Below are 10,479 nucleotides of genomic sequence, written 5' to 3'. Positions count from 1 at the left end.
AGACGGTTGGCCCACGGGCAGGCCCGACTGACCGCCAGCCGGTACCGGCCCGGCTCCACCGGGTACCCGTCGCGCCCGTCCTCGGTGATCCGAGTAGCGATGTACCGCTGGTCGCGGGTGAACTCGCCACCCGGCTCGACGTACTTCCCGCCTGTTTCCTCGCCCACGTCATCCTCCGGTCTGTTGCCGCCTCCGTCTCATCCTCGCGGATCTTCGGCCCGACCGTGCGGTGCGGCGCAACCTGACCCGTCTCGGGGCCGGACGGTCCGGTTACCCTGCCGGCATGACGGATGTGGAGGCGGCGGCCCGGCGGTTCATCACCGACGTGTGGAACGCGCGCCGGGAGGAGTCCGCGTACGAGTTGATCGCCGAGGAGTGCCCGGGGCTGGGCGGCACCGGGCCGGAGGCGACGCTGGCCTGGCACCGGGAGCGGCGGGCGGCCTTCCCGGACCTGCGCTACAAGATCGTGGACGTGGTGGCGGCCGGCGAGCGGGTGGCCGTGCACTGGCGGGCCGCCGGCACGCACGCCGGGCAGTTCGGGCCGGTGCTGCCGACCGGGCAGGTGGTCAGCTACTCCGGTGCCACGTTCCTGCGCTTCGACCCGGCGGGCCGGATCGTCGAGGTGTGGAGCTGCACCGAGTTGTTCCAGTTGCTGCAACAACTCGGCGTCGAGATGCTCCCCCCGACCGTCGTCAGCGGACCCGGGGCGTGATCCGGCTGATCGGCAGATTGATCGGAAAGGGCTCGCCGGTGTCGACGAACTTCGTCCACCGCCCCGTCTCGCTGTAGACCTCGTTCACCGCGTCGATCCGGTAGGTCACGACCTCCAACTCGCCACCCTGCGTCTCGATCCGCCAGTAGAAGGGGATGCCGGCCTGGGCGTACAGCGCCGGCTTCAACACCCGGTCGATCGAGCGGGTGCTCGGTGAGACGATCTCGATGGCCAGGACCACCTCGTGCGGCTCGTACTTCGACGGCTCGCGAGCCGCCGCGGCAGCCGTGGTGATCAGCACGTCGGGTATGAAAGACCGGGTCCGGTTGATGCGCACCTCGACCGCCTGGGTCACGTCGTAGCCGTCGGGGCAGTCTTCGTCGAGCGCGGCACCAAGACGCATCGCGATGCTCTGGTGGGTACGAGTGGGGGAGGGGGACATCAGCAGCACTCCATCGAGCAGTTCCCGGCGGCGACCATCCTCGGGCAGCGCATCCAGGTCATCAGTCGTCCACCCGCTCTCGGGCGGGTAGTCGCTCTGCAGCGCGGCGGTCATGGCAGGTCCTTCCAGGTGCGTTCGTTCTCCCCGCGACCACGGTACCGCCGTCGACCTGTGGGTGGTGGTCGCGCGCGCCGGGGCCACAGGGCAGGATGGTCGACATGACCCACCCCAGCGAGCACGGCGACCCGGCCGGCGCCACCGGCGGGCGCGGCATGCCCGGCGCGGGCCTGGTGAAGGGGCTGGCGGTCACCCTCAAGACGATGACCAGCCGCTCGACCACCCAGCAGTACCCGGACGTGGCCCCCGACCTGCCGCCCCGCTCGCGGGGCGTGATCGCGTTGTCGGAGGAGAACTGCACGGTCTGCATGCTCTGCGCCCGGGAGTGTCCGGACTGGTGCATCTACATCGACTCGCACAAGGAGGAGGTGGCGGTGCCCGGCGCCGCCCGCCCCCGCCAGCGCAACGTGCTCGACAAGTTCGACATCGACTTCTCGCTCTGCATGTACTGCGGCATCTGCATCGAGGTCTGCCCGTTCGACGCGCTCTACTGGTCACCCGAATTCGAGTACGCCGAGTACGACATCAAGGACCTGCTGCACGACAAGGACCACCTCGGTCAGTGGATGGCCACCGTCCCCGCGCCGCCCGCGCACGACCCGAACGGGGAACCGGCCAAGGAGGAGACCGCCGCCGCCCGCAAGGCCGCCGCGCGTCCGGCCCCCTCATCGGTACGCCCCGACACCGACCAGGGCCCCGCGTCGTGACCGGCCGAGTTGGCGAGGCGGCCCGGTGACCGGAGCGGACGTGCTGCTGCTCGCCCTCGGCGCGGTGGCGGTCGGCGCCGGCGTGCTGGTGGTGACCACGAAGCACCTGGTCCGGGCGGGGCTCTACCTGGTGGTGTGCCTGGGCGCGCTGGCCGGTGACTTCCTGGTGCTCAGTGCCGAGCTGGTGGCGTGGGTGCAGGTGCTGATCTACGTGGGCGCGGTGGTGGTCCTGCTGCTGTTCGCGGTGATGCTGACCCGGGCGCCGATCGGCGCCTCCGACGACCTGGATCGGCCCGGCTGGCCGGCCGCCCTGATCGGTGGTGGCGCCGGGCTGGGGCTGACCGTCCTGCTCGTCGACGCGTACCGCTGGAGCACCGTCGCGCTGCCCCACGCGGGCACCGCCGAGCGGCTGGGTGAGCAGATCTTCCAGTCCTGGGTGCTGCCGTTCGAGGTGCTCTCGGTGCTGCTGCTGTCCGCCCTGGTGGGCGCGATCGTGCTGTCCCGGCCGGACATCGGCCGAGCTGGCCCCGGCGGGACTGCCACCGTCGATCGGCCCGCTGTCGACATCCGGACCGGGGGTCGCCGGTGAGGCCGGTCATCCCGTACGTCACCGCCGCGCTGCTGTTCGGCCTCGGCGTGTACGGCGTGCTGCGCCGGCGCAACGCGGTGCTGGTGCTGATGTCTGTCGAGCTGATGCTCAACGCGGTCAACCTGATCCTGGTCACCGCGGACACCACCGCCCGCGCCGTGCTGCCGCACTCCGGGCAGGTCTTCGCGCTGTTCGTGATCGTCCTCGCCGCCGCCGAGATCGGGGTCGGGCTGGCGATCGTTCTCCAGCTCTACCGGCTGCGGGCCACCGTCGCGGTGGATGACGTGCCGCTGACCGAGCCGGCGCAGACCGTCGGCGGGCGAGAGCCGGCCGTCCTGGACACGGAGGCGGGCCGGTGACCGGGCTGCTCGGGGCGCTGCTGCCCGCCGTTCCGCTGGTCGCCGGCCTGACCGGCCTGCTGTTGCCGCCGGCTCCACGGCACCCGAGCGCGGGTGCCGGCGGCGGTGACCGGGCCCGACGGGCGGCCGTGGCGCTCGGCGTCACCGGCGCGGCCGTCGCGTTGGCGTTGGCCGTCGCGCTGCTGCTCACCGTCGACGGGCCGACGGAGACGTCGACGACCTGGGTCGACGTCGGCGGGCTGGCGGTGACGCTCGGCGTACGGCTGGACGGCTCCGCCGCGCTTGTCGCGGTGGCGGTCACCGCGGTCGCGCTGGCCGTGCAGGTCTACTCGATCGGCTACCTGCGGCGCGGTCCGCACGACGACATCGACGTCGATCACCGCTACCCGCCGTACGCCGCGCAGATCAGCCTCTTCACCGGCGCCATGCTGCTGGTGGTGGTCGCCGGTGACCTGATCATGCTGCTGGTCGGCTGGGAGGTGATGGGTATCTGCTCGTACCTGCTCATCGCCCACGACCGCCGACTGCCCGGCGCGCCGGCCGCCGCGATGAAGGCGTTCCTGGTGACCCGGGTCGGTGACGTCGGGTTCCTGCTCGGCATCGCGCTGCTCGGCGTGTCGACGGGCAGCTTCCGGATCGCCGACGTGCTCGCCCACGACCACTCCACCGCCACGCTGACCGCCGCCGGTCTGCTGCTGCTCGCCGGGGTGGCCGGCAAGAGCGCGCAGTTCCCGCTGCACACCTGGCTGCCGGACGCGATGGCCGGCCCGACGCCGATCTCCGCGCTGATCCACGCGGCGACGATGGTCGCCGCCGGGGTGTACGCAGTGGCCCGGCTCTACCCGCTCTTCACGGCCGCGCCGGTGACGCTGACGGTGCTGGGGGTGCTCGGCGCGATCACCCTGCTGCTCGGTGCGCTCGCCGCCACCGCCCAGGACGACATCAAGCGGGTGCTGGCCTGGTCGACAGTGTCCCAGTTGGGCTACATGACCGGCGCGCTGGCGGTCGGCTCACCGTCGGCGGCGCTGTTCCACCTGCTCACCCACGCCGCGTTCAAGGCGTTGCTGTTCCTCGCCGCCGGTGCGGTGATCCACGCCGTGGGCACCACCCTGATGTCGGAGATGGGCGGGCTGCGGCGCAGCATGCCTGTGACGTTCTGGTGCACGGTGGTGGGCCTCGGTGCGCTGGCCGGGGTGCCGCCGTTGGCGGGCTTCTGGAGCAAGGACGGCGTACTCACGGTGGCCGAGTCGGCAGCGCTGGAGGGCACCGGCCCGGCACCGTCCTGGGTGGGCTGGATCGTCTGGATCGCCGGGCTGGTCGGCGTGGCGATCACCGCCTGGTACGCCGGTCGGCTGCTGCTGCGCGCCTTCTTCGGTGCTCCACGCCTGCCGCTGGTCCGGCCGCACGACCCGCCCGCGGTGCTGCGCTGGCCGGTGCTGCTGCTGACCGTGCCGGCCGCGCTGCTCGGTCTGGTCGGGTTCGTCGGGGCGTTCGCCGATCGTCTGCGGTTTCCGACAGTGCCGGTGGCGGGCTCCGAGGACGGCCTGGTCCACGTGGCGCCGGGTGTGCTGCTGCCGCTCGCGTTTCTGCTTGTCGGCGCGGTGCTGGTCACGCTCGGGTGGCGGCGGAACCGGGCCGCCGACCCGGCGGACGCGCTGGGTCCGCTGCGGCCGGTCTTCGCCCGCGCGTTCCGGCTCGACGACGTCCAGCACACCCTTGTCGTACGCTCCGTCCGCGCGCTGGCCCGCGTCGCCCGCGCCGGCGACGAGGTGGTGGTGGACGGTGCGGTCGAGGGCAGCGGGCGGGCCGCCACCGGTCTGGGTGCGGGGTTGGCGGCGCTGCACCGGGCGGCGCTGCCCCGGGCCGCCGCCGGTGTGCTGGCCGGCGCGCTGTTGATCGGGCTGGCCGCCGCCGCGATCGGGGCGGTCCGGTGAGCGCGAGGAGTGCGCCGGGGTTGCGAGCCCCGCAGTCGCGAACGAAGGCGGTCCGGTGAGCGCGAGGAGTGCGCCGGGGTTGCGAGCCCCGCAGTCGCGAACGAAGGCGGTCCGGTGAGCGTTGGGCAGGTGTTGCTGGTTGCCGTGCTGGCGGTGCCGGCGCTGGGTGCGGTCGCGGTGGTGGCGACACCCCGGGACCGGGCGGCCCGGCTGGTCGGTACGGTCGCGGCGGCGCTGACCCTGTTGGCCGCGGTGCCGCTCGTGGTCGGCGGTCGGGGCTGGGTCGCCTGGTCGGCCGACGAGCCGGCGGTGCGCCCGTGGCACCACCTGGATCTGCCCTGGGTGCCCGGTCTGGAGTTGCGTTTCCACCTGGGCGTCGACGGCATCTCGTGGCCGCTCGTGGTGTTGACCGCGCTGCTCACGTTGCTCTGTTGCGCGTACACGATGTGGCGGGTGCCGGACGGCGGCAGCGGCCGGGCGTTGGTGGCGCTGCTGCTGGTGGTCGAGGTGGGCATCCTGGGCACCTTCCTCGCCCTGGACCTGGTGCTGTTCTTCCTGTTCTTCGAGGTCGTCCTGCTGCCGATGTACGCGATCATCGCCGGCTGGGGTGGTGCGGACCGGCGTCGGGCGGCCCGGAAGTTCGCGCTCTACACCCTGTTCGGTTCGGTGTTGCTGCTTGTCGGCGTGTACGTGGTGGTCGCCGCCACCGGCACCGCCGACCTGGTGGCGCTCACCGGTGGCGCGGGGATGTCCAGGGGCACCCAGTTGGCCGCGTTCACCCTGTTCGCGGTGGCGTTCGCGGTGAAGAGCCCGCTGTGGCCGCTGCACTCCTGGTTGCCCGACGCGCACACCCAGGCCCCCACGGTGGGCAGTGTCGTGTTGGCCGGGGTGCTGCTGAAGATGGGCACGTACGGTCTGATCCGGGTGGCGGTGGGGGTGGCGCCGGAGGGTGCCCGGTGGGCTGCGCCGGTGCTCGGTGTGCTCGCCGTCGCCGCGATCCTTGTCGGTTCGCTTGTCTGTCTGGCGCAGACCGACGTGAAACGGCTGATCGCCTACTCCAGCGTGGGGCACATGGGCTTCGTGCTGCTTGGTGTCGCCACGCTGACCACCGTCGGCATCCAGGCGGCGTTGATCGGCAACATCGCGCACGGGGTGCTCACCGGTCTGCTGTTCTTCCTGGCCGGTGCGGTGAAGGACCGGACCGGCACGGGCACCCTCGCCGAGCTGTCCGGGCTGCGGGAGACCGCGCCCCGGCTGGCTGGTCTACTCGCGTTCGCGGCGATCGGCTCGCTCGGCCTGCCCGGGTTGGCCGGCTTCTGGGGTGAGGCGTTCGCGGTTATCGCGGCCGTCCAGGTGGGCGGCCCGCTCTGGACCACCCTCGGGGTGTTGGCTGCGGTCGGTGCGGCGCTCACCGCCGCGTACTTCCTGCGCCTGCTGCGTCAGGTCACCCACAATCGGCCGAGTGCCGCCGTCGGTCGGGTCGGCCCGGGTCTGGCCGGTGCGGAACTGACCGCCTGGGTGCCGCTGGTGCTGCTCGCGTTGGCGATCGGGCTGGCCCCGACGCTGGTCCTCGGCGTCGCCGAGGCTCCCGTCGACGCCCTGATCGAGGTGGTCTTCCCATGAGCGGCGTGCAGAGCGTGGACAACGTCGCGCTGCTGCCGGCCTACCTGGCCGCCGGCACCGCCGTGCTCGTACTCCTCACCGACCTGCTCCTGGCGCGGCCACGGGCCACGATCGTGGTGGCGGCGCTCGGCGCGCTCGGCACCGCCGTCGGCGCCGCGGTGGTCGGCGCGGCCGGGGAGCGGCGGACGTTCTGTGCCGGCGCCGACTGCTCCTGGGTCTTCGGCGGCCGGGCCGCCCTGGTCGGCGCGGTGGTGGCGCTGCTCACCCTGGGCGTGCTCGGGCTGTCCGTGCCGGCGCTGCGGGGTGGGCGGTCGCCGGTCGGGGAGTACTGCTTCCTGCTGGCCTGCTCGATGACAGGTGGCGTGGTGCTCGGCGCGGCGGGCGACCTGATCACGTTGATCGTGGCCCTGGAGACGCTGACCCTGCCGCTGTACGTGCTCGTCGGCCTGCGGCGGGGCAGCCTCGCCAGCGCCGAGGCGGCACTGACGTTCTTCGTGGTCAGTGTGGTCGCGACCACCGTCACGCTGCTCGGCGCGGCGCTGCTGTACGCGGTGACCGGCGGGCTGCACCTGGACCGGCTCGGCGCGCTGCTCGCCGAGCGGCCGGAGCTACGGGACCTGCCGCTTACCACCGCCGCGGTGGCGTTGCTGCTCGTCGGGTTGGCGTTCAAGGTGGCGGCGGTGCCGTTCCACGCCTGGGCGCCGGCCACCTACGACGGGGCACCGCTGCCGGTGGCCGCGTACCTGTCCACGGCGTCGAAGCTGGGTGGCCTCGTCGCGTTGCTCGCCGTGGTGCAGCGGGCGCTGCCGGCGGAGCAGACCGGGCCGGTGCTTGCCGTGCTCGCGGTGCTCACCATGACCGTCGGCAACCTGGTCGCGCTGCGCCAGCGGCGTACCGTCCGGCTGCTCGCCTGGTCGTCCGTCGCGCAGGCCGGCTACATCCTCGCCCCGCTGGGGGCGTTGGCGCTGGCCGCGGGCCGCACGGACGAGGCCCGTTCCGCCGCGTACGCCGCCGCGCTGGCGTACGCCGTCTTCTTCGTGGTGTTGGAGTTGGCCGCGTTCGCCGGGGTGACCGCGCTGCGCCCGGCCGGTGCGGACGGCGGCACCCTCGACGATCTGCGCGGGGCGGCCCGCCGGCACCCGTGGCGGAGCGCGGCGCTCGGTCTCGCGCTCGTGGGTCTGGCTGGCCTGCCGCCGGGCCTGGCCGGCCTGTTCGCGAAGGTGACGGTGGTGCGGGCGCTGCTGGACGGTGGGGCGGCGTGGCTGGCGCTCGTGGTGGCGCTGAACGCGGTGATCGGGCTGGCGTACTACCTGCGGGTGACGGCCGCGCTGTGGGCACCTGCGACGCCGGGGCCGGCTGCGGCGCCAGCCGGTGACGGTGCGGCTGCCGTACCCCTGGTGGGTGTGGTGGCAGTGGTGCTGGCGGTGACGACTGTGGCGGCCGTGGTGCTCGGCCTCGCCCCGCAGTTGGTGCTCGACCTCGCTGGCCGCTGACCTGCGAATTCCGGTCTCAGTGAACTCTCAGCGTTGAGACGGATGGTTGGTGGGTACCGGGTTGTTGCACCGGTCAGCGGATCCCGGCGATCCGTGCACCGAAGGAGAGATCGTGCACCACAACCGTCTGAAGACCGCCGCCCTACTCGGCCTGCTCTCCGCGCTGATTCTCGCGGTGGGCTACGGGTTCGGTGGCAGCGGCGGCCTGGTCATCGCCGTCCTCATCTCGCTTGTCATGAACGGCGTCACCTACTTCTACTCCGACAAGCTCGCGCTGCGCTCGATGGGCGCGCAACCGGTCACCGAGGCACAGTTCCCCGAGCTGTACCGGATGGTGCGCGAGTTGGCGACCGACGCCCGGCAGCCGATGCCGCGCCTGTACGTCAGCCCGACCGCGCAGCCGAACGCGTTCGCCACGGGTCGTAACCCGCAGCACGCGGCGGTCTGCGTGACCCAGGGCATCACCGAGATCCTCGACTACCGCGAGCTGCGCGGCGTGATCGGGCATGAGCTGTCCCACGTCTACAACCGGGACATCCTGATCTCCAGCGTGGCGGCCGGTCTGGCCAGCATCATCACCCTGCTGGCGAACCTCGCCTTCTTCATCCCGCTGGGTGGCGGGGACGACGAGGACCGGCCGAACCCGGCCGTGCTGCTGCTCACCCTGATCCTCGGCCCGATCGCGGCCACCGTGATCCAGTTGGCGATCAGCCGGAGCCGCGAGTTCCAGGCGGACGCCTCGGGCGCCGAGCTGAGCCGTGACCCGCTTGCCCTGGCGAGCGCGCTCCGCAAGATCGACGCGGTGGCCCGACGTCGGCCGCTGCCGGCTCAGGGGCAGCTCACCAGCACCGCCCACCTGATGATCGCCAACCCGTTCCGGGGCGGCGGCATGGCCGCGCTGTTCTCCACCCACCCGAAGATGGAGGACCGCGTCGCACGGCTGGAGCAGATGGCCGCCAACGCTGGGCCTGTCCAGTTCCAACGCTGACCCACTGAGCACCTCCTCCGCCCGTATCCGGTTGCCCCGGGTACGGGCGGAGTGCCGTATTTCGGTTGTCTGCCGGCCCGGCGGTGGCGTTAGGGTCATAACGGCTAACGCTCATTACATCCCCGGGAGGTTCACGGTGGCCGCGCTGCGTCAGTATCTGGGTGTCTGGCGGATTCCGGGCGCCCCGATGCTGCTGATCCTCGGCATCGTCGGGCGGCTCGGGATCGGCATGACCCCGCTGGCGCTGCTGCTTGTGGTCGAACAGGTGACCGGGCGGTACGCGCTGGCCGCCATCGCGGGCGGGACCTACGCCGTCGCCGGTGCCGCCCTCAGCCCGGTGGCCGGGCGGATCGCCGACCGGGTCGGCCCCAGCCCCGTCCTGCTGGTCACCGCCGTGGCTCACCCGCTGGCGCTCATCGGACTGCTGCTGGCCAGCCGCTCGGGCGACGACGCTCTCCCCGCCATCTACCTCGCCGCAGGCGTCGCCGGCGCCACCTACCCGCCGCTCACCGCCGCCATCCGTGGCGCCTGGAACGACCTGACCGGCCCCAACTCCGGCCGGTACCCCCTGCGCAACACGGCGCTCGCCGCCGAGACCTCACTGTTCGAAATCGTCTTCGTGCTCGGCCCGCTGCTCGTCGCCGGTTTCGTGCTCATCGCCGACGCGGCGGCCGCGCTGATCGGTGCGGCGGTGGTCACCCTGGTCGGCACCACGGCCGTGGCCCTCGGCCGGGTGATGCGCGGTTGGCGTCCGCACCCGCGCGAGCACCACGCCCGAGGGCTCGGCCCGCTGCGGGTCGCCGGCTTCCCCGCCCTGCTGGTCTGCGTGGCCGGCCTGGGCATCGCCTTCGGCGCCGCCGGGGTGATCGTCCCCGCGTACGCGAGCGGCCACACCACGGGCGACCCGGAGAGCCTCGCCGGCCTTCTCCTGGCCGTCTGGGGGATCGGCAGCGCCATCGGCGGGTTCTGGTTCGGTGTCCGCAAGCCGGCGGCGAACATGTCCCGACAGTTCGCCCTGCTGCTCGCCGCACTGGCCGGCACCTTCGCCGTGTTCGCGGTGATGCCCACCCCGCTGGCGCTGGGCGTCGCCCTGGTCGTCGGCGGAGCCACCATCGCGCCCGCGCTGACCCTGGAGAACACCCTGGTCGGCCGGATCGCCCCGGCCGGCATGCTGAACGAGGCGTACACCTGGGTGGTCACCGTCGCGGTGGCGGCGAGCGCCGCCGGTGGCGCGGTGGCCGGCCTGATCGTGGATCACGCCGGTGGCGTCCGGTGGGCGTTCCTGTTCGCCGGGGCGGCCGTCGCCGTCGGGGCCGCGGTCGCGGCCCTGCCCGCCGGGCCCATCGCCCGTGCCGAGACCGCGGCGGTACGCGCCGAAGACCCCGTCCCGGTCTGACCCGTCCCGCCCGGTCTGCGCCGTCCCTGTCCCGGTCTGCGCCGTCCCTGTCCCGGTGGCGGTGTTCTGTCGCGGTGGCGCTGTTCTGTCGCGTGGCTGGTTCTGTCGCGTGGGCTGGT

At 72.9% G+C, this 10,479-nt stretch carries 10 protein-coding genes and 1 pseudogene; 9 read left to right on the top strand and 2 right to left on the bottom strand.

From position 1 onward, the window contains the following. Positions 1-167 (bottom strand): annotated as a pseudogene (locus AB0F61_RS33000) (glutathione S-transferase family protein); the annotation flags it as partial. 116 nt (positions 168-283) lie between these two features. Between AB0F61_RS33000 and AB0F61_RS32995 the strand changes: the two are divergent. Further along, positions 284-712 (top strand): ester cyclase, encoded by a 429-nt coding sequence (locus AB0F61_RS32995; RefSeq protein WP_357817948.1) that lies wholly within the window; start codon positions 284-286, stop codon positions 710-712. Here the strand turns inward: AB0F61_RS32995 and AB0F61_RS32990 are convergent. After that, positions 693-1,268, bottom strand: a complete 576-nt coding sequence (locus AB0F61_RS32990) for a Uma2 family endonuclease (protein WP_357817946.1) — start codon at positions 1,266-1,268, stop codon at positions 693-695. The two genes, AB0F61_RS32995 and AB0F61_RS32990, sit on opposite strands and share 20 nt — an antisense overlap. A 95-nt stretch (positions 1,269-1,363) precedes the next feature. Here AB0F61_RS32990 and AB0F61_RS32985 point away from each other — a divergent pair, with 95 nt between their 5' ends. The 8 genes from AB0F61_RS32985 (at position 1,364) to AB0F61_RS32950 (ending at position 10,360) form a co-directional block, all read left to right on the top strand. Then, a complete protein-coding gene (locus tag AB0F61_RS32985) occupies positions 1,364-1,978 on the top strand; it encodes an NADH-quinone oxidoreductase subunit I (RefSeq protein ID WP_357817943.1) in 615 nt (204 codons plus the stop codon). Between the two features lie 25 nt (positions 1,979-2,003). Beyond that, positions 2,004-2,567, top strand: a complete 564-nt coding sequence (locus AB0F61_RS32980; RefSeq protein ID WP_357817940.1) for an NADH-quinone oxidoreductase subunit J — start codon at positions 2,004-2,006, stop codon at positions 2,565-2,567. Continuing rightward, positions 2,564-2,926 (top strand): NADH-quinone oxidoreductase subunit NuoK, encoded by a 363-nt coding sequence (gene nuoK, locus AB0F61_RS32975; RefSeq protein WP_355032480.1) that lies wholly within the window; start codon positions 2,564-2,566, stop codon positions 2,924-2,926. Before AB0F61_RS32980 ends, nuoK begins: the two co-directional genes overlap by 4 nt. Further along, entirely contained in the window at positions 2,923-4,860 is a 1,938-nt protein-coding gene (locus AB0F61_RS32970; protein WP_357817937.1) for an NADH-quinone oxidoreductase subunit L, read from the top strand. Before nuoK ends, AB0F61_RS32970 begins: the two co-directional genes overlap by 4 nt. Before the next feature lie 114 nt (positions 4,861-4,974). Then, positions 4,975-6,483, top strand: coding sequence for an NADH-quinone oxidoreductase subunit M (locus AB0F61_RS32965; protein WP_357817935.1), 1,509 nt, complete (start codon positions 4,975-4,977; stop codon positions 6,481-6,483). Further along, positions 6,480-7,976, top strand: a complete 1,497-nt coding sequence (locus tag AB0F61_RS32960; protein ID WP_357817933.1) for a proton-conducting transporter membrane subunit — start codon at positions 6,480-6,482, stop codon at positions 7,974-7,976. The genes AB0F61_RS32965 and AB0F61_RS32960 overlap by 4 nt, the downstream gene beginning before the upstream one ends. Before the next feature lie 112 nt (positions 7,977-8,088). Beyond that, positions 8,089-8,964 (top strand): zinc metalloprotease HtpX, encoded by an 876-nt coding sequence (gene htpX / locus AB0F61_RS32955; RefSeq protein WP_357253621.1) that lies wholly within the window; start codon positions 8,089-8,091, stop codon positions 8,962-8,964. A gap of 136 nt (positions 8,965-9,100) precedes the next feature. Beyond that, positions 9,101-10,360: an MFS transporter gene (locus tag AB0F61_RS32950; RefSeq protein WP_357817930.1), complete on the top strand. Its 1,260-nt coding sequence runs from the start codon at positions 9,101-9,103 to the stop codon at positions 10,358-10,360. The last annotated feature ends 119 nt before the right edge of the window (positions 10,361-10,479 follow it).

The sequence above is a fragment of the Micromonospora sp. NPDC023888 genome (assembly GCF_040639415.1).
Classification (GTDB): domain Bacteria; phylum Actinomycetota; class Actinomycetes; order Mycobacteriales; family Micromonosporaceae; genus Micromonospora.
The sequence above is the reverse complement of the archived record's forward strand: the minus strand, read 5'-3'. Positions and strand labels throughout refer to the sequence as shown.